This window comes from Halomonas sp. HG01 (assembly GCF_000968715.2).
GTDB classification, from domain to species: Bacteria; Pseudomonadota; Gammaproteobacteria; order Pseudomonadales; family Halomonadaceae; genus Halomonas; species Halomonas halophila.
Window position 1 is genome coordinate 614,419 of sequence record NZ_CP022134.1, and the last position, 23,234, is coordinate 637,652.

General features: G+C 68.9%; 21 protein-coding genes. 18 read left to right on the forward strand and 3 right to left on the reverse strand.

Features of this window, described 5'->3' with window-relative positions:
- Together ilvD and UN84_RS02800 are read left to right on the forward strand one after the other, a co-directional pair.
- Entirely contained in the window at positions 1-1,845 is a 1,845-nt protein-coding gene (gene ilvD, locus UN84_RS02795) for a dihydroxy-acid dehydratase (protein ID WP_046079213.1), read from the forward strand.
- Between the two features lie 91 nt (positions 1,846-1,936).
- Positions 1,937-3,028, forward strand: coding sequence for an oxidoreductase (locus tag UN84_RS02800; RefSeq protein ID WP_046079212.1), 1,092 nt, complete (start codon positions 1,937-1,939; stop codon positions 3,026-3,028).
- Positions 3,029-3,109: 81 nt separating this feature from the next.
- Here the strand turns inward: UN84_RS02800 and nudE are convergent, their stop codons facing one another.
- Entirely contained in the window at positions 3,110-3,697 is a 588-nt protein-coding gene (nudE, locus tag UN84_RS02805) for an ADP compounds hydrolase NudE (RefSeq protein WP_046079211.1), read from the reverse strand.
- Positions 3,698-3,908: 211 nt separating this feature from the next.
- Here nudE and yrfG point away from each other — a divergent pair, with 211 nt between their 5' ends.
- From yrfG to UN84_RS02855, 10 genes are all read left to right on the forward strand, one after another.
- On the forward strand, positions 3,909-4,586 hold the full coding sequence (yrfG, locus tag UN84_RS02810; protein WP_046079210.1) for a GMP/IMP nucleotidase: 678 nt from the start codon (positions 3,909-3,911) through the stop codon (positions 4,584-4,586).
- A complete protein-coding gene (gene hslR, locus UN84_RS02815; protein ID WP_035594179.1) occupies positions 4,583-4,963 on the forward strand; it encodes a ribosome-associated heat shock protein Hsp15 in 381 nt (126 codons plus the stop codon). Before yrfG ends, hslR begins: the two co-directional genes overlap by 4 nt.
- Before the next feature lie 130 nt (positions 4,964-5,093).
- Entirely contained in the window at positions 5,094-5,969 is an 876-nt protein-coding gene (hslO, locus tag UN84_RS02820) for an Hsp33 family molecular chaperone HslO (protein ID WP_046079209.1), read from the forward strand.
- Positions 5,970-6,186: 217 nt separating this feature from the next.
- Positions 6,187-7,740, forward strand: coding sequence for a phosphoenolpyruvate carboxykinase (locus UN84_RS02825; RefSeq protein WP_046079208.1), 1,554 nt, complete (start codon positions 6,187-6,189; stop codon positions 7,738-7,740).
- A gap of 197 nt (positions 7,741-7,937) precedes the next feature.
- Entirely contained in the window at positions 7,938-8,444 is a 507-nt protein-coding gene (gene msrB, locus UN84_RS02830) for a peptide-methionine (R)-S-oxide reductase MsrB (RefSeq protein ID WP_046079207.1), read from the forward strand.
- Between the two features lie 86 nt (positions 8,445-8,530).
- Complete coding sequence (locus UN84_RS02835) at positions 8,531-10,930, forward strand: Tex family protein (RefSeq protein ID WP_046079206.1); 2,400 nt, start codon at positions 8,531-8,533, stop codon at positions 10,928-10,930.
- A gap of 127 nt (positions 10,931-11,057) precedes the next feature.
- Positions 11,058-12,689, forward strand: coding sequence for a glutamate--cysteine ligase (gene gshA / locus UN84_RS02840; protein ID WP_046079205.1), 1,632 nt, complete (start codon positions 11,058-11,060; stop codon positions 12,687-12,689).
- Positions 12,686-13,237 carry a disulfide bond formation protein B gene (locus UN84_RS02845; protein ID WP_152662861.1) on the forward strand — a complete coding sequence of 184 codons (552 nt, stop codon included), beginning with the start codon at positions 12,686-12,688 and terminating at the stop codon, positions 13,235-13,237. Before gshA ends, UN84_RS02845 begins: the two co-directional genes overlap by 4 nt.
- Before the next feature lie 84 nt (positions 13,238-13,321).
- Positions 13,322-13,813, forward strand: coding sequence for a sigma D regulator (gene rsd, locus UN84_RS02850; RefSeq protein ID WP_035594197.1), 492 nt, complete (start codon positions 13,322-13,324; stop codon positions 13,811-13,813).
- 138 nt (positions 13,814-13,951) lie between these two features.
- Entirely contained in the window at positions 13,952-14,926 is a 975-nt protein-coding gene (locus tag UN84_RS02855) for a malate dehydrogenase (RefSeq protein WP_046079203.1), read from the forward strand.
- A 137-nt stretch (positions 14,927-15,063) separates the two neighbouring features.
- On the opposite strand, the gene UN84_RS02860 is transcribed toward UN84_RS02855, so the two are convergent.
- Positions 15,064-15,720, reverse strand: a complete 657-nt coding sequence (locus UN84_RS02860; RefSeq protein ID WP_035594203.1) for an HAD family hydrolase — start codon at positions 15,718-15,720, stop codon at positions 15,064-15,066.
- A gap of 183 nt (positions 15,721-15,903) precedes the next feature.
- On the opposite strand from UN84_RS02860, the gene UN84_RS02865 reads away from it, so the two are divergent.
- Both UN84_RS02865 and ptsP read left to right on the forward strand, forming a co-directional pair.
- On the forward strand, positions 15,904-16,398 hold the full coding sequence (locus UN84_RS02865) for an RNA pyrophosphohydrolase (protein ID WP_035594262.1): 495 nt from the start codon (positions 15,904-15,906) through the stop codon (positions 16,396-16,398).
- Positions 16,399-16,473: 75 nt separating this feature from the next.
- Complete coding sequence (gene ptsP, locus UN84_RS02870; RefSeq protein WP_046079202.1) at positions 16,474-18,738, forward strand: phosphoenolpyruvate--protein phosphotransferase; 2,265 nt, start codon at positions 16,474-16,476, stop codon at positions 18,736-18,738.
- A gap of 7 nt (positions 18,739-18,745) precedes the next feature.
- Here ptsP and UN84_RS02875 read toward each other — a convergent pair whose 3' ends face one another.
- Positions 18,746-19,540, reverse strand: a complete 795-nt coding sequence (locus UN84_RS02875) for an NRDE family protein (protein ID WP_046079201.1) — start codon at positions 19,538-19,540, stop codon at positions 18,746-18,748.
- Between the two features lie 108 nt (positions 19,541-19,648).
- Between UN84_RS02875 and UN84_RS02880 the strand changes: the two genes are divergently transcribed.
- From UN84_RS02880 to UN84_RS02895, 4 genes are all read left to right on the forward strand, one after another.
- On the forward strand, positions 19,649-20,794 hold the full coding sequence (locus UN84_RS02880) for a response regulator (protein WP_046079200.1): 1,146 nt from the start codon (positions 19,649-19,651) through the stop codon (positions 20,792-20,794).
- Positions 20,795-20,939: 145 nt separating this feature from the next.
- Entirely contained in the window at positions 20,940-21,740 is an 801-nt protein-coding gene (lgt, locus tag UN84_RS02885; RefSeq protein ID WP_046079199.1) for a prolipoprotein diacylglyceryl transferase, read from the forward strand.
- 78 nt (positions 21,741-21,818) lie between these two features.
- Positions 21,819-22,646 (forward strand): thymidylate synthase, encoded by an 828-nt coding sequence (locus tag UN84_RS02890; RefSeq protein ID WP_107182270.1) that lies wholly within the window; start codon positions 21,819-21,821, stop codon positions 22,644-22,646.
- A complete protein-coding gene (locus UN84_RS02895; RefSeq protein ID WP_046079198.1) occupies positions 22,643-23,182 on the forward strand; it encodes a dihydrofolate reductase in 540 nt (179 codons plus the stop codon). The genes UN84_RS02890 and UN84_RS02895 overlap by 4 nt, the downstream gene beginning before the upstream one ends.
- Positions 23,183-23,234 lie beyond the last annotated feature (52 nt).

The window sequence follows — 23,234 nt, forward strand, 5'->3', positions numbered from 1 at the left end:
ATGCCCGAGTATCGCTCCCGCACCACCACCGCCGGCCGCAACATGGCCGGTGCCCGCGCCCTGTGGCGCGCCACCGGCATGAAGGACGACGACTTCCACAAGCCGATCATCGCGGTGGCCAACTCCTTCACCCAGTTCGTGCCCGGCCACGTCCACCTCAAGGACATGGGCCAGCTGGTGGCTCGCGAGATCGAGAAGGCCGGCGGGGTGGCCAAGGAATTCAACACCATCGCCGTCGACGACGGCATCGCCATGGGCCATGACGGCATGCTCTACTCGTTGCCGAGCCGCGACATCATCGCCGACAGCGTCGAGTACATGGTCAACGGCCACTGCGCCGACGCCCTGGTGTGCATCTCCAACTGCGACAAGATCACCCCCGGAATGCTGATGGCCGCCATGCGCCTCAACATCCCGGTGATATTCGTCTCCGGCGGCCCCATGGAGGCCGGCAAGACCAAGCTCTTGGACCACGGCCTCGACCTGGTCGACGCCATGGTCATGGCCGCCGACGACTCGGTGGACGACGAGACCCTGAGCGAGGTCGAGCGCAGCGCCTGTCCGACCTGCGGCAGCTGCTCCGGCATGTTCACCGCCAACTCCATGAACTGCCTGACCGAGGCGCTGGGCCTGGCGCTGCCGGGCAACGGCACCCTGCTGGCCACTCACGGCGACCGCCGCCGGCTGTTCGAGACCGCCGGCCATCGCATCGTCGAGCTGGCCAAGCGCTACTACGAGGGCGACGAGGCGCATCTGCTGCCGCGCGCCATCGGCGCCAAGCCGGCGTTCAAGAACGCCATGACCCTGGACATCGCCATGGGCGGTTCCACCAACACCATCCTGCACCTGCTGGCCGCGGCCCAGGAAGCCGGCATCGACTTCGACATGGACGACATCGATCGCCTGTCCCGCGAGGTGCCGCAGCTGTGCAAGGTGGCGCCGAACACCCAGAAGTACCACATCGAGGACGTGCACCGCGCCGGCGGCATCATGGCGATCCTCGGCGAGCTGGACCGCGCCGGCGTGCTGGATACCCGGGTGCCCACCGTCTACGGCGACAGCCTGGCCCAGGCCCTCGAGGAATGGGACATCATGCGCTCGCCGAGCGCCGAGACGGTCGAGTTCTACAAGGCCGGCCCCGGCGGCGTCCCGACCCAGACCGCGTTCTCCCAGAGCGCGCGCTGGCCGAGCCTCGACGGCGACCGCGCCACCGGCTGCATCCGCGACCTGGCGCATGCCTTCTCGCAGGAGGGCGGGTTGGCCGTGCTCAAGGGCAACATCGCCCTCGACGGCTGCGTGGTGAAGTCCGCCGGCGTCGACGAGTCGATCCTGGTCTTCGAGGGCCCGGCCCACGTGGTCGAATCCCAGGACCAGGCGGTGGAGCACATCCTCGACGACAAGGTGAAGGAAGGCGACGTGGTGGTGATCCGCTACGAGGGGCCGAAGGGCGGCCCGGGCATGCAGGAGATGCTCTACCCGACCTCGTACCTGAAGTCGAAGGGCCTGGGCAAGGCCTGCGCGCTGCTCACCGACGGCCGCTTTTCCGGCGGCACCTCGGGCCTGTCGATCGGCCACGCCTCCCCGGAAGCCGCCGCCGGTGGCGCCATCGGCCTGGTCCGGAGCGGCGATATCATCCGCATCGACATTCCCAACCGGACCATCGACGTGAAGCTCTCCGACGAGGAGCTCGCCGAGCGTCGCCGCGCCGAGGAAGCCCGCGGCCGCGATGCCTGGAAGCCGAGCATCCAGCGCGTGCGCAAGGTCTCGGCGGCGCTCAAGGCCTATGCGCTGCTGGCCACCTCCGCCGACAAGGGTGCGGTGCGCGACCTGACCAAGCTCGACTGAGCCGAAGGCCCCGGCATCGGCCGGGGCCGATTTCCCTTCCACGCGCGACCATCACCCAGATAACGATTCGATCCAGCAGGGAAGCCTTGCAATGAAGACCCAGACCCTCAACGTCGGCCTGATCGGTTTCGGCATGGCCGGACGCACCTTCCATGCGCCCTTGATCCAGACCGCACCGGGCCTCGAGCTCACCGCCGTGGTCTCCAGCGACGCGGAACGGGTCCAGGCGGTCTATCCCGAAGTGGCGGTGCATGCCAAGTCGGCCTCGCTGTTCGCCGATCCCGACATCGACCTGGTGGTCATCGCCACGCCCAACGAGACCCACTTTCCACTGGCCAAGGCGGCGCTGGCCAAGGGCAAGCACGTGGTGCTCGACAAGCCCTTCGCCGTGTCGCTGGCCGAGGCGCGTCAGCTCAAGAGCCTGGCCGACGGCGCCGAGCGCCTGCTCAGCGTCTTCCACAACCGTCGCTGGGACAGCGACCTCCTGACCCTCAAGGGCTTGCTCGACGAGCAACGCCTGGGTCGGGTGGTCGAGGTGGAATCGCGCTTCGACCGCTTCCGACCGACGGTGCCCGACCGCTGGCGCGAGCAGCATCGTCCCGGCAGCGGCATCTGGTTCGACCTGGGCCCGCACCTGCTCGACCAGGCCCGGTCGCTGTTCGGCATGCCTCGGGCCATCCTGCTGGAACTCGCCAGCCTGCGCGACGGCGCCGAGATCGACGATGACTTCCAGGCGGTGCTCGAATACGACCGGCTGCGCGTGACCCTCAAGGCCAGTGCCCTGGTGGCCGAGCCCACGCCGCGCTGGCGGGTCAACGGCACCCGTGGCAGTTTCGTGAAGTACGGCCTGGACCCGCAGGAGGACTGGCTCAAGGCCGGCGAGATTCCGCAGCCGGCCTGGGGCGTCGATCCGTCGCCGGGACGGCTGACGCTGAACGAAGGGGAGGGCGACGCGGTCGAGCTCGTCCATCACGAGGTCGAGGCCGTGCCGGGCGATTACCGTGCCTACTACGACGCCATCGCCCGTACCCTGCTGCGCGGCACGCCGCCGCCGGTGAGCGTCGACGAGGCGCTGGACGTGATGAGTCTGCTCGAGGCGGGGCTGGACAGCTATCGCCAGGGGCGCTGGGTCAAGCTCAAGGAGGGTGGCAGCCTGCCGCGCCGGCTGCACGCCAAGGGCTGAGACGCCAGGGGCTGACACGACCAGGGCTCACATGCTCGCCGCTTCCCCGTGGGTCGGGGAAGCGGCGTTTTTCGGTCGGGCCTACCAGATCGAGGGGCTGGCGTTCTCGGCCCGCATCTTGTCCCGGGCGATGTAGAGGGCCGCGATGGCGCGGGCCTCGTGGAAGTCCTCCCGGGTCAGCAGCGCGCCGATCTCGTCGATGGCGTGGGTCTCGACGATCAGCGGCTCCGGCTCGTCGCCGGGCAGGCGCCTGGGGTAGAGGTCCGTGGCCAGCATCACCTGCATGCGGTGACGCATGTAGTTCGGCGCCAGGGTCAGTTCCACCAGCGGCTCCAGGCGATGGGCGCCGAAGCCGCATTCCTCCATCAGCTCGCGATTGGCGGCGGTGACGATGTCCTCGCCGGGATCCACCAGCCCCTTGGGCAGGGTCAGGGCGTAGTCCTCGACACCGGCGGCGTACTCGCGGATCAGCAGCACGTGCTCGGGATCGGGCATGGCTACGATCATCACCGCGCCGACGCCGCGTCCGGTGCCGCCCAGCCGCTCGAAGGTGCGCTCGGCGCCGTTGGAAAAGCGCAGCTCCATCTCCTCGATGTTGAACAGCCGGCTGCGGGCGACGCTGCGCCGGGCCAGGACGTGCGGCTTGTGGGGGGCATGGTCGTCGGTCATGGGATCTCCGGTCGTTCGGCGTCTGTCGTGCCCTTGGGATGCCGGTCGCGGGCGTCCGATCAATCCCGCCAATCGGGGCGATAGCCCGGAGCGGTCGGGCGCTGGAATGCGTCCTCGGCATCGTTTGGGTACACTACCACGTCTTTCCCCTGGCGGACGTCACCGCACCGCCGCCGACCCGCCCGAAAGGCGTCCATCCCTAAGGAGTCCCATGATCGACTGGCGTGCCATCGATACCGTCCTTCTCGACATGGACGGCACCCTGCTGGACCTGCACTTCGACAGCCACTTCTGGCTGGAGCACCTTCCGCGCCGCTACGTGGAGCTGCATCGGCTCGACGAGGCGAGCCAGGAGGCGATCCGCGCGCGGATCCTGCGCGAACAGGGCACGCTCAACTGGTACAGCCTGGCCTACTGGAGCCGCGAGCTGGACGTCGACATCCTGGCGCTCAAGCGCGAGGTTCAGCACCTGATCGGCCTGCGCAGCGACGCCCTGGACTTCCTGCGCTGGCTGAAGCGCGCCCATCCGCGCGTGGTGCTGGCCACCAACGCCGACCGCGAGAGCCTGGCGCTGAAGCTGCCGCTCACCGGGCTCGAGGACTACCTGGACGCCATCGTCTCCTCCGCCGACCTCGGCGTGCCCAAGGAGGCCCAGGAATTCTGGTTCTCGCTGCAGGAGGTCGAGCCCTTCGACCCGGCCCGCACGCTGTTCATCGACGACAACGCGGCGGTGCTGGAGAGCGCCCGCGAGTACGGCATCCGCCACCTGCTGGGCATCAAGCAGCCCGACAGCCGGCGACCCGAGAAGGCGCTCGAGGAATTCATCGCCCTGGACCGCTTCGCCGCCATCCTGCCCGAGGAGCGGCCCGACGACGAGGAGAACGCATGAGCGGCGTGCGTCTCGACAAGTGGCTATGGGCGGCGCGCTTCTTCAAGACCCGGGCGCTGGCCAAGAAGGCCATCGAGGGTGGCAAGGTCCATTACAACGGCGGCCGCGCCAAGACCAGCAAGACCGTGGAAGTCGGCGCCCTGATCCGCGTGCCCCAGGGCTGGGACACCTGGGAGGTCGAGGTGGTGGCGCTGTCCGAGCAGCGCCGTGGTGCCCCGGAGGCCCGCGAGCTCTACCAGGAGACCGCGGAGAGCCAGGCGCGCCGGACCAAGGAAGCCGAGAGCCGTCGCCAGGCCAACCAGGCCATGCAGCATCCGCTCAAGCGCCCCGACAAGAAGCAGCGACGCGAGATCAAGCGCTTCATGCGTGGCGACTGAGCCGAGCGGCGCGAGACACCGGGGTCGCCAGAGAGGGAAGACGCGCAGGGCGCGTCTTCTTCGCTCCAGTGTCGTGCCCCGTCCAACCTTCATTCCGTATTCCCGATTTCATTACGATCAGGCAAGCATCATGAGTGATCAGATTCAGCGTTTCCTCTTCGAGGAGACCAATGTCCGCGGCGAGATCGTCACCCTCCAGGAGGCGCACGCCGAGGTCATGGAGCGCCACGAGTATCCGCCGGCGGTGACCCGCCAGCTGGGCGAACTGCTGGCCGCGGTGGCCCTGCTCACCGAGACCGTCAAGCTCGACGGCACCATGAGCATCGAGGTGCGCGGCGACGGCCCGCTGTCGCTGCTGATGGCCGAGTCCAACCCGGGCGGCGAACTGCGCGCCATCGCCCGGCTCGACGAGGAGGCGGCGATCCCCGCCGAGGACGCGAGCTTCACCGAGCTGGTCGGCGAGGGCAAGGTGACCATCACCCTGGACCCGCGCGAGGGCCATCGCTACCAGGGCATCGTGGCGCTGACCCGCGACAGCCTGGCCGGCTGCCTGGAGGACTACTTCGCCCAGTCCGAGCAGCTGCCGACTCGCCTGTGGCTGGCCGACGACGGTCAGCGCGCCGCCGGCCTGCTGCTCCAGCGCCTGCCCGACGAGGCGCAGAATCAGGACGATGACGCCTGGGAGCGCACCGTTCACCTGGCCTCGACCCTCACCGACGCCGAGCTGCTCGAGGTGGAGCAGCGCGAACTGCTGCATCGCCTCTATCACGAGGAGACCGTGCGGGTCTTCGACCCCAAGGCACTGCGTTTCGCCTGCACCTGCTCCCGCGAACGCATCGCCGGCGCCCTGCTGTCGCTGGGCAGCGCCGAGCTGCGCGACATCCTCGCCGAGCAGGGCGGCATCGCCACCCAGTGCCACTTCTGCCACACCCGCTACGAGTTCACCCTCGCCGAGGTGGAAGCGATGCTCGAGGACCCCGAGGGTCCGCCTCCCACCGTCCACTGAGCCGGCGCCGGTGTGCTAGTAAAGTTACGAGAAAGTCGTTGATCTGACGGCATTTCCTGCCGCTCGACTTGTTTGCCATACTCCCCGGACTCATCCGCGTTCCGGTCGTCGCCTCACAAGACGGTCAACCGCATGCGGCCACCGGGGATGGGTCGAGACCGCATCGCGGACGCCCGGCAAACGAGAGAGAACGGCCTCGAGGCCCAGGAACTGCCACATGACAACGACACGACACGCGACCACCCACCTCAACCTGTCCCGCGCCGAGCTGATCGAGCGGGCGCTGGCGGCCGGCGAGGGCCGCCTGTCCGCCCAGGGGGCGCTGGTGGTCAATACCGGCGCGCGCACCGGACGTTCACCCAGTGACCGCTTCATCGTCGACGAGCCCTCGACCCGGGGCGAGATCGACTGGGGCAGCGTCAACCGGCCCTTCGACGCCGAGCGGTTCGAGACGCTGTGGACGCGCGTCGAGGCCTTCCTGGCCGACGGCGAGCGCTACGTCTCCGAGCTCCATGTGGGCAGTGATCCGGCTCACTACCAGCCGGTTCGGGTGACCACCGAGACCGCCTGGCACAACCTCTTCGGCCGTACCCTGTTCGTGCGCCCCGAGGCCTTCAATCCCTCGTCGAAGCCCGAGTGGCGCATCCTCAATGCGCCTGGCTTCGAATGCGATCCGGCACGGGACGGCACGAACTCCGAAGGCTGCGTGATTCTCGACTTCGCCGGCCGGCGGGTGCTGATCGCCGGCATGCGCTACGCCGGCGAGATGAAGAAGGCCATGTTCTCGGTGCAGAACTTCCTGCTGCCCGAGGCCGACGTGCTGCCCATGCACTGCAGTGCCAACGTCGGCGAGAACGGCGAGACCACGCTGTTCTTCGGCCTCTCCGGCACCGGCAAGACGACCCTCTCCGCCGACCCGTCGCGCTACCTGATCGGCGACGACGAGCACGGCTGGGGACCGGGCACCGTGTTCAACATCGAGGGCGGCTGCTACGCCAAGTGCATCGACCTCTCGGCGAAGAACGAGCCGGTGATCTGGAACGCCATCCGCTTCGGCACTGTGCTGGAGAACGTGGTGCTCGACGAGCACCGCGTGCCGGATTACACCGACGATCGCCTGACCCAGAACTCCCGCGCCGCCTATCCGCTCGAGCACATCGACAAGCGCGTCGCCGAGAACCGCGCCGGCGAGCCCAGCGCCATCGTCTTCCTGACCTGCGACATGAGCGGCGTGCTGCCGCCGGTCTCTGTGCTTTCCAAGGAGGCCGCGGCCTACCACTTCCTGTCCGGCTACACCGCCAAGGTGGGCTCCACCGAGATGGGCGCCTCCGAGGGCCTGGAAGCGACCTTCTCGACCTGCTTCGGCGCGCCGTTCTTCCCGCGGCCGGCCCGGGTCTACGCCGATCTGCTGGTCAAGCGCGTGGCCGAACAGGAGGCTCAGGTCTACCTGGTCAACACCGGCTGGACCGGCGGCGCCTACGGCGAGGGCGGCGAGCGCTTCTCGATTCCCACCACCCGGGCCATCGTCGAGGCGATCCAGAGCGGGGCGCTGCGCGGCGTGGAGACCCGCCGACTCGAGGGTCTCAATCTCGACGTGCCCACCGCCGTGCCCGGCGTGGACGCCACGCTGCTCGACCCGCGCGAGACCTGGGTCGACAAGGCCGCCTACGACCGCCGCCGCGACGACCTGGTCGCGCGCTTCGTCGACAACTTCCGCAAGTTCGAGGGCGTGAGCCCGGCGATCGTCGAGGCCGGGCCGCGATCCGCCTAACGCGGCCCGGCCGAACGCGGCCCGGCCGAACGCGGCCCGGCCCGATCGTTCGATGAACCGGCGCCTCGGTGTCGGGTCCCAGAGGGAGGCGCCATCCGGCGGCTCCCTCTCGTTTTTTCGGCAGAGAATCCGTCGGGAAGGTAAGGATGTCGTGATGGGGCCGACCAAGGGCCATCTCGCATCAACGGAGGCGCATCATGAAACGACGCATCTTTCTCGGGTTGCTGGGGATCGGCGGCCTGGCCGGCGCGATGCCGGGGCTGGTCTCGGCGCGGCCCAAGCTCGATCTCGCGCGTGCTCCGGGCATCGAGCCGCTCGCGCTCAGCGAGGCCGAGTGGCGCGAGCGGCTGTCCGAGGCTCGCTTCGAGATCCTGCGCGAGGCCGGTACCGAGCGGGCCTTCTCGAGCCCGCTGGACAAGGAGACCCGTGACGGCGAGTACCGCTGCGCCGGGTGCGATCTGCTGCTGTTCACCAGCGACATGAAGTACGACTCCGGCACCGGCTGGCCGAGCTTCTTCACCCATGTGGAAGGGCATCTGCTCACCGAGCTCGACCTGGTGATGCTGATTCCGCGCACCGAGTACCACTGCGCCCGCTGCGGCGGCCACCAGGGCCACGTGTTCGAGGACGGTCCCGAGCCCACCGGGCTGCGCTGGTGCAACAACGGCCTGGCGCTGCGCTTCGTGCCCGCCACCAGCGGCTAGGCAGCCCACAGGCGCCTGCGCCTCCCGGCGCCGCCGGGGGTGTGATACCTTGTCGCGATCGTCTGTCCCGGATTGCCAAGGATTACATGGACGCACAAGCCAAGATCATCGATCGTCTCGCCGAGGAACTCGGCGTTCGCGGCCCTCAGGTTTCGGCCACCGTGGAACTGCTCGACGGCGGCGCCACCGTGCCCTTCATCGCCCGCTATCGCAAGGAAGTCACCGGCGGGCTGGATGACACCCAGCTGCGCCAGCTGCACGAGCGGCTGGGCTATCTGCGCGAGCTGGAGGAGCGCCGCGAGGCGGTGCTGGCCAGCATCGACGAGCAGGGCAAGCTGACGCCCGAGCTGACCGCCAGCATTCGCGCCGCCGATACCAAGCAGCGTCTGGAAGACCTCTACCTGCCGTATCGCAAGAAGCGTCGCACCAAGGCGCAGATCGCCCGCGAGGCCGGCCTCGAGCCGCTGGCGGATGCGCTGCTGGCCGATCCCACGCTCGACCCCGAGGCCGAAGCCGCCCGCTACCTGCGTGCCGCCGATGGCGACATCCCGGCCATCGAGGACGCCAAGGCCGCCCTGGACGGCGCCAAGCAGATCCTGATGGAGCGCTTCGCCGAGGAGGCCGAGCTGGTCGGCCGTCTCCGCGAACGGCTGTGGAGCGACGGCGAGCTCTCCTCGCGGCTGATCGCCGGCAAGGAGCAGGAGGGCGCCAAGTTTTCCGACTACTTCGAGCACGACGAGCCGCTGGCCAAGGTGCCATCGCATCGGGCGCTGGCGATGTTCCGCGGCCGCAACGAGGGCGTGCTGGCGCTGACCCTGCGCCTGCCCGGCGAGGACGAGGCCCCGCTGCATCCGGCCCAGGTGGCGATCGCCAGGCACTTCGAGATCGCCGACCGCGGCCGTCCCGCCGATCGCTGGCTGGCCGAGGTGGTGCGCTGGACCTGGCGCGTCAAGCTCTACACCCATCTCGAGACCGAGCTGATGGGCCGGCTGCGCGAGCGCGCCGAGCTCGAGGCCATCGAGGTGTTCGCCGCCAACCTCAAGGATCTGCTGCTGGCCGCACCGGCGGGCCAGAAGGCGACGCTGGCCATCGACCCGGGCCTGCGTACCGGCTGCAAGGTCGCGGTGGTCGACGCCACCGGGCGTTTCCTCGAGCACGCCACCATCTTCCCCCATGCCCCGCGCAACCAGTGGGACGAGTCGCTGGCCGCGCTGGCACGGCTGGTGAACAAGCACGACGTGACCCTGGTGGCGGTGGGCAACGGCACCGCCAGCCGCGAGACCGACAAACTGGCGGGCGACCTGGTCAAGGCCCTCTCTTCAAGCACCGGGGCCAGTCAGAAGCGGCTGTCCAAGGTGATGGTCAGCGAAGCCGGCGCCTCGGTGTACTCGGCCTCGGAATACGCCGCCCGGGAGCTGCCCGAGCTCGACGTGACCATCCGCGGTGCGGTCTCCATCGCCCGTCGGCTGCAGGACCCGCTGGCCGAGCTGGTCAAGATCGAGCCCAAGTCGATCGGCGTCGGTCAGTACCAGCACGACGTCTCCCAGGTGCAGCTGTCGCGCAGCCTGGAGGCGGTGATCGAGGACTGCGTCAACGCCGTGGGCGTCGATCTCAACACCGCCTCCAGCGCGCTGCTGTCGCGGGTGGCCGGCCTCAACGCGGGGCTGGCCGAGAACATCGTCGCCCGTCGCGACGCCGAGGGAGCCTTCGCCAGCCGCAAGCAGCTGCTCGACGTCAGCCGCCTGGGGCCGAAGACCTTCGAGCAGTGCGCCGGCTTCCTGCGCATCATGGGCGGCGACAATCCGCTGGATGCCAGTGCCGTGCACCCCGAGGCCTACCCGCTGGTCGAGCGCATCGCCAAGCAAAGCCAGCGCGAGCTGGGCGGGCTGATCGGCGACAGCGCGACCCTCAAGGCCCTCAAGCCCGCCGACTTCGCCGACGAGCGCTTCGGCGTGCCCACCGTCAGCGATATCCTCAAGGAGCTCGACAAGCCGGGTCGCGACCCGCGTCCCGAGTTCAAGGCGGCCGAGTTCCGCGAGGGCGTCGAGACGCTCAAGGACCTGGAGCCCGGGATGGTGCTCGAGGGCAGCGTCACCAACGTCACCCACTTCGGCGCCTTCGTCGACATCGGCGTGCACCAGGACGGCCTGGTGCACATCTCGGCGCTGTCCGACACGTTCGTCGAGGATCCGCGCTCGGTGGTCAAGGCCGGCGACATCGTCAAGGTCAAGGTGATGAGCGTGGATCTCGAGCGCGCCCGCGTCGGGCTCTCCATGCGCCTCGACGACCAGCCCGGCGAAGACGGCCAGCCGACCCGGCGCGGCGGCGAGCGCCAGGGCCAGAAGGCCCCACGCAAGGGCGGCGGTCGAGGCCAAGGTCAGGGTAGCAAGGCCCAGGGCGGCAAGGGCCAGCAGGGCGGCGGCCAGAACGACGGCCAGCTCGGTGCCCTGGGCGCGGCGCTGCTCAAGGCCAAGAAGGGGCAGTAGGCCGGGCGATCGATTAGCCGGCTTACCTTGAATCGCCGAGTTTCGGCACCATAATCTGAGGTCTTTGCGGGTGCCGCGGCGCCCGAAACGTCCACCGGGACGCCGGCATCGGCGTCCCCGACACGGGGTGATCACCTTGTCCGAATCGCTTTCCCCCCACATCGAGCGCCTCGGCCGGCTGGCCGACCAGGGGCGTTTCGGTCGTCTGCGCCGCGGTATCGAGAAGGAAGGGCTGCGCGTCGACGGCGCGGGGCGCATCGCTCAGAGCCCGCATCCCCGGGCGCTGGGCTCCAAGCTCACCCATCCGCACATCACCACCGACTATTCCGAAGCGCTGCTGGAGTACATCACCCCGGTCTACAGCCGCCCGGAAGACGCCCTGGATTTCCTCGCCGACCTGCATCGCTTCAGCTATCGCCAGCTGGGCGAGGAGCGGATCTGGCCGGCCAGCATGCCGGCCCGGCTCGACGGCAACGACAGCGTGCCGATCGCCGACTACGGCGACTCCAACGTGGGTCGCATGAAACACGTCTATCGCCGCGGCCTGGACGTGCGCTACGGGCGCATCATGCAGGCGATCGCCGGGGTGCACTACAACGTCTCGCTGCCCGACGACCTGTTCGCGCTGCTGCGCGAACTCGACGGCGAGGGCGAGACGGCGATACAGGACTATCGCTCGGCGCGCTATTTCGCGCTGATCCGCAACTTCCGCCGCCACAGCTGGCTGCTGCTGTACCTGTTCGGCGCCTCGCCGGCGGTGGACCGCAGCTTCCTGCCCGACGGTCGGGTGCCGGAGGGGCTCGAGCCCCACGCTGACCAGACGCTGGTCTCGCGCTACGCCACCAGCCTGCGCATGTCCGACCTGGGCTACCAGAACAAGGTGCAGGAGCAGCTCAAGATCTGCTTCAACTCGCTGTCGAACTACGTCAACACCCTGCGCCACGCTATCTTCACGCCCTGGCCGGACTATGAGGCCCGCGGCGTGCGCGTGGACGACGAGTGGCGCCAGCTCAATGCCAACATCCTGCAGATCGAGAACGAGTACTACAGCGACATCCGGCCCAAGCGGGTGGCGCGCCACGACGAGACGCCCAGCCAGGCGCTGGAGGCCCGCGGCGTGGAGTACATCGAGGTGCGCTGCCTCGACCTCAACCCCTTCGATCCGCTCGGCATCGACGCCCACCAGAGCCGTTTCATCGACGTCTTCCTGCTGTGGTGCCTGCTCACCGAGAGCCCCTGGATCTCCGACGAGGAGTGCGAGCACCTGGACTTCAACCGCCGCCTGGTGGTGTCCCGCGGGCGCGATCCCGAGCTGCGCCTCGATCACCATGGCGCCAAGCGCTCCATCGCCGACTGGGGCGGCGATATCTTCAAGGGGCTCGGCGAGATCGCCGCGCTGCTGGATCGTCTCGAGGAGGGTGCGCCCCACGCCGCCGCCCTGGCGGCACTGGCGCCACGCCTCGAGGATCCGTCGCTGACGCCGTCCGGGCGGATGCTCGAGCGCCTGGAAACCGGCGGCGAGGAGTTCGTGGAGGCGATCCTGGCGCTGGCCGGCGAGCAGGGCGAGCGCCTGCGGGAGGAGCCCATCGAGCGCGCCCGCGAGGCGCTGTTCGACCAGCTGGTGGAGACCTCCCATCAGCAGCAGGGCGACATCGAGGCCGCCGACGTCGAACCCTTCGCCGACTTCCTGGCCGACTACTTCGCCCGGGCGCGTGAGTCTCGCGCCTTCAGCCCGCTGCGTTCGGGGGGTGCAGCATGATCGATGCGATGCGCGAGGCGCGCGTGCGCGGCTGGAGCCTGGTGGGCCTGGCCTTCTGCGTGATGATGATGGCGGTGGCCCTGGGCCTCGAGCACCTCGGTGGGCTAGAGCCCTGCCCGCTGTGCATCTTCCAGCGGGTGGCGGTGATCGCCGCCGGTGTGGTGTTCGCCGTGGCGGCACTGCACGACCCGAAAGGGCGCCTCGGTGGGGCGCTCTACGGGTTGCTGTCGCTGGGGGCGGTGGGCACCGGCATCGGCCTGGCCTGGCGTCACCTGTGGCTGCAGTCGCTGCCCGCCGACGAGGTGCCGAGCTGCGGCCCCGGCCTCGACTACATGATGGAGGTGCTGCCCCTGCAGCAGGTGGTGTCCATGGTGCTCAACGCCTCCGGCGAGTGTGCCGAGATCAGCGCGCGCTTCCTGGGGCTGTCGCTGCCGGGCTGGACGCTGATCGGCTTCGTGATGCTGGCGGTGGTGCCGCTGGGGCTGCTGTGGCGTGCCTGCCGGTCGCGCACCGGCTATCGTTGGTCGGAGGATGCGCCGCAGGATTGACAGCGCCCGCCCCCAGGGAGGACTCTGAGTCTCCACCGGGCGGTTGGGTGTCCGAGGTCGGATTCATCGAGCGAGGGAAGCACCATGCTGGAAGACTGCAAGAGCGCGCAGGAGCGCTGGGGAGGCGTTCACAGGCTGATCGATCGCTGGCTCGGCGAGCGGCGCACGCTACTGGCGCACTTCGACGAGCTCAAGGCGGCCTGTGACGCCGACCTGGAGGAGATCACCAAGCCACGCATCGATGCCTTCAGCGAGCTGCTGATGGACTACATCAGCGCCGGGCACTTCGAGATCTACCCCCAGCTCAAGGCCGAGGCCGAGGCCTTCGAGGACGGCGGCGCCCTCGAACTCGCCGATCGCCTGCTCGAGCGTCTCGAGATGTCCACCGAGCTGGTGCTGGCCTTCGACGAGGACTACGCCACGCCGGTCCGCTGCCAGCATTATCTGACGCGGCTGCCGGCCTGGCTGGATCGCCTGTCCAAGGGGCTCGGCGAGCGCTTCTCCCTGGAGGACCGCCTGATCGCCCGACTGCACGCGGCACACGCCCCCGAGGTTCGCGCCTCCAGCGGCGCCTGATCCTGGCCTCCTGCGAGTGCGTCGCACGTCGAATTGAGTTTTGTGCAGCGCAGGCATACCATTTCCCTCGGTTTTGATCCTGGCCGGGCCGCTCAGGCGCCCCGGCCGATCCTCACGGCGACAACCGAAGGAGCCACGATGAAAGACCCCGTCCGTATTGCCATTACCGGCGCTGCCGGCCAGATCAGCTACTCCCTGGCGTTCCGCATCGCCTCCGGCGACATGCTCGGCAAGGACCAGCCGGTCATCCTGCAGCTGCTCGAGATCACGCCGGCCATGGACGCGCTCAACGGTGTGGTGATGGAACTCAACGACTGCGCCTTCCCGCTGGTGCAGGACATCGTCGCCTCCGACGACCCCAACGTCGCCTTCAAGGATGCCGATTTCGCCCTGCTGGTCGGCGCCCGTCCGCGCGGTCCGGGCATGGAGCGCAAGGACCTGCTGGAAGCCAACGCCGCCATCTTCTCTGCCCAGGGCAAGGCCCTGAACGACGTCGCCAGCCGCGACGTGCGTGTGCTGGTGGTGGGCAACCCGGCCAACACCAATGCCCTGATCGCGTCCTGCAACGCGCCGGACCTCGATGCCGGCCAGTTCACCGCCATGATGCGTCTGGACCACAACCGCGCCCTGACCCAGCTGGCCCAGAAGACCGGCAAGCACAGCACCGACGTCGAGTCGATGATCGTGTGGGGCAACCACAGCGCCACCCAGTATCCGGATCTGGCCCACTGCAAGGTCGACGGCAAGCCGGCCCTGGAGCTGGTCGAGCGCGACTGGTACGAGAACGACTTCATCCCCACCGTGCAGCAGCGCGGCGCGGCCATCATCAAGGCCCGCGGTGCCTCTTCCGCCGCCTCCGCGGCGTCCGCGGCCATCGACCACATGCGTGACTGGGCGCTGGGCAGCGACGGCATCGTCAGCATGGGCATCCCGGCCGACGGCAGCTACGGCATCGAGCCGGGCATCATGTATTCCTACCCGGTGGTGTGCAAGGACGGCAAGTACGAGATCGTGCAGGACCTGGCGGTCGACGACTTCAGCCGCGAGCGCATGACCGCCACCGAGAACGAGCTGCGCGAAGAGCGTGCCGCGGTGGAGCATCTGCTTGGCTAAGCTCTAAGCCTGAAGCTTGAAGAGCGGCGCTGCGCGCCTGGAAGGAAAAACAGAAAACCCCGCTCAGGCGACTCCTGGCGGGGTTTTCTTATGGCTTCGAGCTTCGAGCTTCGAGCTTCCGGCGAAGCCGGGCCGGCTCAGTCCCGCAGGCTGATGATCCGCCAGTCGCGCTGCTCGGCGGCCTGGCGAAGCGAGTCGTCCGGGTCCACGGCCACCGGGTGGTCGACGAGCTCCAGCAGCGGCAGGTCGTTGTGGGAATCGCTGTAGAACCAGGCGCCGTGCAGGGAGAGTTCGCGTTGCTCGAGCCACTGCTCCAGGCGCGTCACCTTGCCTTCACGAAAGCTCGGTACGCCGCTGACCCGGCCGGTGTAGCGCCCGTCGACCATCTCCGGTTCCACGGCGATCAGCTCGTCGATGCCCAGGCGCTCGGCGATGGGGCCGGTGATGAAACGGTTGGTGGCGGTAACGATCAGCAGGGTGTCGCCGCTGGCCCGGTGGCGGGCGATCAGCTCTTCGCCGCGGGGCAGGATGTGCGGCTCGATCTTGCTGGCCATGAACTGCTGGTGCCAGGCCGCCAGCTGTGCAGGAGAGTTGTCGGCCAGAGGCTTGAGCGCCACCGCCAGGAATTCGTTCATGTCCAGGGTGCCGGCCTCGTAGTCGGCCATGAAGCGGTCGTTGGCTTCCTTGTAGGCCACCGGGTCCACGGCGCCCTGCTCGAGCAGGAACTCCCCCCAGGCGTGGTCGCTGTCGATGGAGAGCAGGGTGTTGTCCAGGTCGAAGATGGCGAGGCTCACGGCTTTCCTCTTGGTTGTCGGGCGCGCGTCGCGGGTTGGGGCGCGTCGGTATCGTTGTCGCGTCGAGCCCGGGATTATGGCAGAACCGCCCGGCCCCTACGAGCATGGCCCCATTGGTGTATTGATACGTTTCACGGCCTTGTGGAAGAATGCAGTGAAGACTGGATTCATAAGGTGAAGTCCGTGATCGACGCAGATGGCTTTCGCCCCAACGTTGGCATCATTCTCGCCAACGACGAAGGGCAACTGCTATGGGCGCGTCGGGTAGGGCAGAATGCGTGGCAGTTTCCCCAGGGAGGCATCAAGGCGAACGAGACACCGCAACAGGCACTGTTTCGCGAACTCTACGAGGAGGTCGGCCTGACGGCCGATGACGTCGAGGTGCTTGCCTGTACCCGAGGCTGGTTGCGCTACCGCCTACCGCGCCGCATGGTAAGAACCCGTTCCCGGCCGGTGTGCATCGGCCAGAAGCAGAAGTGGTTCCTGCTCAGGATCCGCTGTGGCGAGACCCGCATCAGCATGGATGGCGGTGCGGCCAAACCGGAGTTCGACGGCTGGCGCTGGGTCAGCTACTGGTACCCGCTGGGCCAGGTGGTGCCCTTCAAGCGCGAGGTCTACCGGCGCGCGCTGCGCGAGCTGTCACCGCGCGCCCAGCGCCTGGCGCTGGGGCATGGCTGACGCCACGACACGCGCCGGGCTCGGCCCCGGCTATACCCTCAGCGAGGCATAACGACAATGGACAGTAAAACGCCGATGCTCGAGGTACTGCGCCGCATCATCCTGGAGGTCAACGGGGCTCGCAATCTGGAGGCCGCCCTGTCGACCATGGTGCGGCGCATCCGCAAGGCCATGCGTACCGACGTATGCTCCTTCTACCTCTTCGATACCCAGCTCGACCGCCTGGTGCTGATGGAGACCATCGGCCTGCGCACCCAGGCCGTGGGCCATGTGAGCCTGCCGGTGGGCGAGGGCTTGGTCGGGCTGGTGGCCCAGCGGGAGGAACCCCTCAATCTCGAGGACGCCCGGGCCCATCCCTATTTCCGCTACTTCGAGACCACCGGCGAGGAGCGCTATTCCAGCTTCCTCGGCGTGCCGATCATCCATCAGCGTCGCATGCTCGGCGTGCTGGTGGTTCAGCAGGCCGACAAGCGTCGCTTCGACGAGGCTGACGAGGCCTTCCTGGTCACCATGGCCGCACAGCTCGCCGGCGTGCTGGCTCATGCGCTGGCCACCGGCAGCCTGACTCGGCCGTCGCTGCCCGGCGGTCAGGCCACCTTCACCGGGGTCGCGGCCTCGCCGGGCATGGCCATCGGCGAGGCGGTGGTGATCGCGCCGCCCGCCGATCTCGACAGCGTGCCCGACCTCATTCCCACCGACGAAGAGTACGAGATCGAGCGGCTCAGCGAGGCGATCGGTCGGGTTCGCGACGAGATACGCGCCGCCGGCGAGCGCCTGGCCAACCGCATTTCCGCCCAAGAACTGGCGCTGTTCGACGTCTATCAGCAGATGCTCGGCGAGGAGGCGCTGTTCCAGGAGGTGGTCAAGCGCATCCGCGAGGGACAGTGGGCCCCCGGGGCGCTGGCCGACGTGGTGCGTCGCCACGTGCAGTACCTGGAGCGAGTGAGCGACGACTACCTGCGCGAACGGGCGGCGGACGTGCGCGACCTGGGGCGGCGCGTGCTGGCCCATCTGCAGGAAAACACCTCCGCGACGCCCGACGTGTATCCGGAGCGCACCGTGCTGGTCAGCGACGAGATCAGCGTGGCGATGCTCGGCGAGGTGCCGCGGGACAAGCTGGCGGGCATCGTCTCGGTGCGCGGCTCCAGCACGTCCCATGTGGCGATCGTGGCCCGCGCCATGGGTATTCCCACCGTGCTGGGCATGGTCGATCTGCCGCTGCCCAGGCTCAACGGCGCCAGACTGGTGCTCGACGGCCACCGCGGGCGGCTGTTCGTGCGTCCGAGCCCCGATATCGAGAGCCACTACGAAGGCCTGATCGAGGAGGAGCGGGCGCTCTCGGAGCTGCTCGAGCACGAACAGGATCTGCCGAGTCGCACGCCGGACGGTCACGACGTGCGGCTGCTGGTCAACACCGGCCTCGCGGTGGACGCCATGGCATCGCTCAAGTCGCGGATCGGCGGGGTGGGGCTGTATCGCACCGAAGTGCCGTTCATGATCACCGAACGTTTCCCCGGGGAGCAGGAGCAGACCCGGCTCTACCGCGAGCAGCTGGAGGGCTTCGCCCCGCTGCCGGTGGTGATGCGCACCCTGGACATCGGCGGCGACAAGGACCTGCCCTATTTCCCCATCGAGGAGGCCAACCCCTTCCTCGGCTGGCGCGGCATCCGCGTCACCCTGGATCACCCCGAGGTGCTGATGGTCCAGCTGCGGGCCATGCTGCGGGCGTCACAGGGGCTCGATAACCTGCAGATCCTGCTGCCGATGATCACCAACGTCGACGAGGTCGACGACGCCCTGCGGCTGCTGGAACGGGCCATTCGCGAGCTCGGCGAGGACGGCGTCGAGGTGGCCAGGCCTCAGGTCGGGGCGATGATCGAGGTGCCGGCGACCCTCTATCAGCTCGATGCGCTGGCCGAGCGGGTGGACTTCTTCTCGGTGGGCAGCAACGACCTGACCCAGTACCTGCTGGCGGTGGATCGCAACAACCCCCGGGTGGCGGATCTCTACGACGCCTGTCATCCGGCGGTGCTGTCGGCCATGGCGCGTCTGGCGCGGGAGGCGACGGCGCTGAAGGTGCCGATCTCGGTGTGCGGCGAGCTGGCGGCCGATCCGGCCGGGGCGCTGTTGCTGATGGGCATGGGCTTCGATGCGCTGTCGATGAACGCGCCGAGCCTGCCCAAGGTGCGGGCCGCCATCCGCCGCGTCAGCCTGACGTCGGCGCAGACGCTGGTGGAAGACGCCCTGGCCGAATCCTCGCCGCTGGGCGTCAGGCGCTGCCTGGAGGCGAGCATGAGCGATTGGCAGCTCGCCCACCTGCTGCCGCCCAAGGATGCCTGACGCTCGGTCAGGCGCCAGTGCCGCCGGCAGGCGGTGGCGTGTCGAGCGTCAGCCGATGCTCGCCGAGTGAGGTGCCGTTCGGACCGAAGCGCCGTTCGCCGAGGGTCAGTCGGCCGTCGGCGCGCCATTCCAGCCAGCTGGTGGCCCGGGTACCGTAGTCTTCACCGACGATGAACGCCGCCGAGAGGCGGCGTTCGAGTGCCTGGCCCACGCCGGTATCCGGCAGCCGTGCGTCCTCTGCCTCGCGAGCGTCGGCGAGCGGCGCCAGGGCGTCATCCGGCCAGCGTCTGTTGCCCAGGCTGTCGGCAAGCCCGCGGCGCGCGGCCATCAGCTTCGGCCAGGGCGTGTCCCGTTCGGCATTGGAGAGGCCGTGCAGGCCGGGGGCGAGGCGCTCGAGCCGAACACGATCGCGGCCGCGATGGAGATACCACAGTCGCTGGCCGTCGCCGACCAGCAGGTTGAAACCCGCGTAGCGTCGGGCGTCGCCGTCGGCGAGCGCGCCCAGCCAGCCTTCGAGATCATCGGCCTCCAGGGCCGAGCGCACCAGGTCGCCGCGGCTGGGGGCGTCTTCGGGGGCCGAAAGCGCCGGGTCGCGGACGTTGGTCACGGCGGAGAAGCGTCCGCGCCGGTGCACGGCGAGCCAGCCGCCGCCGGCCTGCAGGTCGCGGCCGCCGACGATGCCGGGAGCGTCGTCCCACGCCGCCAGCGGCGCGGTGGGGCGGGCGTGGAACTCGTCACGGTTGGCCACCAGGCGCAGCACGACGGAGGCGTCGGGCCGGTGGGCGAGGGCAATCAGGCACATGGCTGCCAGACTACCCCGCTCGTCGGCACGCGCAAAGCCCCGTCATGACAGGGTCGGCCCGGCATCGTACACTCTGCCGACGACAATCGACGCGATACAGGGATGACAATGAGTGTCGAGACAAGCAAGGAGCGAGCCTGGCCACGTCTGGTCACGCCGATTCTCTGGCCATTGCTGGCCCTCCAGGTGGTGCTGGTGGGGCTGTGGCTGGCGGTAGGACTGAGCGGCCGCTGGCCGGTGCTGTCCCCGGTCTCCTGGGGCGATACGTTCTGGTGGCTGCTGGTGCTGGCGGTCGGCAGCGGCCTCAACGTGACGGCCTTCCTGATGCTGCTGCGCCAGCGCCTCCGCGCCGAGGAAGCCCGAGTCGAGGCGGCCTTCGGCCGGCTCAACGAGCGGCTGGTCGCCATCGGTGGCGACGATGCCCCCGGGGCGGGACGGCTCCAGGATGCCGGCCTGCCGCTCGAGCGACGCCTCGAGGCCGTGGCGGAGAGCTGCGATGCCCTCGGCGCACGCTGGCGGGCCGAGCTGGAGGCCGTGCGCGGCGTGGAGCGTCGCCTCAATGATGATCTTCAGGCCCAGCAGGGCCGCCTGGCTCGGCTCGAGACCGGACGCGTGCGCGCCCAGGAGGAGTCGCGGCTCAAGTCCGGCTATCTCAGCCACCTGCAACAGATGCTGCAGCCGCTGATGGCTTCCGTGTCCGAGGTGTTGCAGGGCGAGCGTTTTCAGCGCCCGGACGGAGACGCCGAGCGCAACGCTCTGGCGGGGCTGCGGGAGCGGCTGGCGGAGACCGCGGTGCTGCTGGAGAACCTCGGCGACCCGGAACCGACGGAGGCAGCGCTGCCGACAGCGTCCGCCCCCCGGGTGCTGGTCGTCGACGATGGTCCGGTCAACCTGATGCTGGCGCGCAAGGTGCTGGAGGGGCGGGGGCTCGAGGTGGTCACGGCCACCAGCGGCCGGGAAGCCCTCGACAGCCTGGAGGCGTCGCCTTTCGACATGGTCTTCCTGGATATCTACATGGCCGGCCTGGACGGCGTGGAGACCTGTCGTGCCTGGCGGACCCGGGAAGCCGAGCGTGGCGATCGGGGGCGCAGCGTGCTGGTGGCCTTGACCGCCAATGCCGGCGAAAGCGATCGCCGCCGCTTCCGCGAGGCCGGCATGGATGACTACCTGGCCAAGCCTTATCGTCCCCAGGACCTGCTGGATCGCGTGCAACACTGGTTGCCCGGGCGCCTGATGGGGGAGGAAGACGCATGAGCCGCCTCCCGTTCGCCAGCGGTGCCTCTCCTTCGCCGGCCAGCCGGTGACGGTCGCCCCCGGCTTGCTGCTATGATCCCGACCGCGGCGCCACCGCGGTCTGCCCCTGTCCTTACCTTTCTTCCCCGCATCGTTCGAGGCCCCCATGCTGCGCTATCCCGATATCGACCCCGTGGCCATCTCGCTTGGTCCGCTCCAGGTTCACTGGTATGGCCTGATGTACGTCATCGGCTTCATCGCCGCCTGGTGGCTGGGCCGCCGCCGCGCCGCTCGCATCGGCCTCAATGGCGACGATGTGGGTGACCTGATCTTCTATGCCGCCCTGGGCGTGGTGCTCGGCGGACGGCTGGGCTATGCGCTGTTCTACGGCCTCGACCAGTGGCTGGGCGATCCGCTTTGGATCCTGCGCGTCTGGGACGGCGGCATGAGCTTCCACGGCGGCCTGATTGGCGTGCTACTGGCCTCGCTCTACTTCGCTCGCAAGAAGCGGCTGGCGTTCTTCACCCTCACCGATTTCGTCGCCCCGCTGGTGCCGATCGGCCTGGGAGCCGGGCGCATCGGCAACTTCATCAACCACGAGCTGCCGGGCCGGGTCACCGACCTGCCCTGGGGGCTGGTGTTCCCCGGTCTGGGGAACGAGCCGCGCCATCCTTCATCGCTGTATGAGGCGGTGCTGGAAGGGGCGGTGCTGTTCGCGGTGCTGTGGTGGGTCTCGGCCACGCCGCGCCGTCGCGGCCTGGTGTCGGGGCTGTTCCTGACGCTCTACGGCGTGTTCCGCTTCGGCGTGGAGTTCGTGCGTCGCCCGGACCCGCAGCTCGGCTTCATCGCCTTCGACTGGCTGACCATGGGCATGCTGCTGTCGCTGCCGATGATCATCGCCGGCGTGGCGCTGATGGCCTGGTCCCGCGGCCGGCCAGTGGATGCCAGGGTCGACGCTGCGGCCTGAGCGCAGCAGGGCGGTGGCCGCTATGGGCGGCCACCGCCCGGGCATGTAGAATGTGTGGCCCATTTTCAGCCGTCGACCATGCCCGTGACCGCCAACGCCCCTCCCGCCCTCGAACAGCCCTATCTGGACCTGATGCGCGCCGTGCTCGATCACGGCGTGGAGCGCGACGACCGCACCGGCGTCGGCACCCGCTCGCTGTTCGGCCACCAGATGCGCTTCGACCTGTCCCGTGGTTTCCCGCTCGTCACCACCAAGAAGCTGCACCTGCGCTCGATCATCCACGAGCTGCTGTGGTTCCTGGCCGGCGATACCAACATCGCCTACCTCAAGGACAACGGGGTGCGCATCTGGGACGAGTGGGCCGACGAGAACGGCGAGCTGGGCCCGGTCTATGGCTATCAGTGGCGTAGCTGGCCGGACCCGCGCGGCGGGCACGTCGACCAGATCGCCAATCTGCTGGAGCAGCTGCGGACCAATCCGCGCTCGCGCCGGCTGATCGTCTCGGCCTGGAATCCGGCGCTGGTCGACGAGATGGCGCTGCCGCCGTGCCACTGCCTGTTCCAGTTCTACGTGGCCGACGGCAAGCTCTCCTGCCAGCTCTACCAGCGCAGCGCCGACATCTTCCTCGGCGTGCCCTTCAATATCGCCAGCTACGCGCTGCTGACGCAGATGATCGCCCAGGTGGCAGGCCTCGAGCCCGGCGACTTCGTGCACACCCTGGGCGACGCCCATCTCTATCTGAATCACCTGGACCAGGCCCGGGAGCAGCTGTCGCGTGACCCGCGCCCGGCGCCGCGACTGGCGCTCGACCCGAGCGTGACCGATCTGTTCGACTTCCACTTCGAGCACATCGCCATCGAGGGCTACGACCCGCACCCCCACATCAAGGCAGAGGTGGCCGTATGAACGACGAGACGCTCGTCCCGGTGGCGATGATCGCCGCGATGTCCGCGAACCGGGTCATCGGCGTGGACAACCAGCTGCCCTGGTACCTGCCCGAGGACCTGAAGTTCTTCAAGCGCATGACCCAGTCCAAGCCGCTGGTCATGGGGCGCAAGACGTTCGAGTCCATCGGCCGGCCGCTGCCCGGGCGGCTCAACATCGTCGTCACGCGTGATTCCGGTTTCCAGCCCGAGGGCGTGCGGGTCTGCCACGACCTCGATGAAGCGCTGGCGCTGGCCGACCGGCAGGCCACCATCGACGGCGTCGACGAGATCATGGTGATGGGCGGCGGCCAGATCTATGCCCAGGCGCTGCCGAAGGCGAGCCGGCTCTATCTCACCGAGGTGGGCGTCGAGGTGGAGGGCGATGCCCGCTTCCCCGAACTGGACGAGGCCGAGTGGGAAGAGCGGCAGCGCGTGCCGGGCCAGCCCGCCGAGGGGCAGCCGGCCTATGACTTCGTGCAATACCGGCGCCGGGGTTTGCCAGACGCCGCGGAGTGACACAGACTGACGACTGGCGCCGCCGGCCCTGAGGCGACGTCATATGGACCCC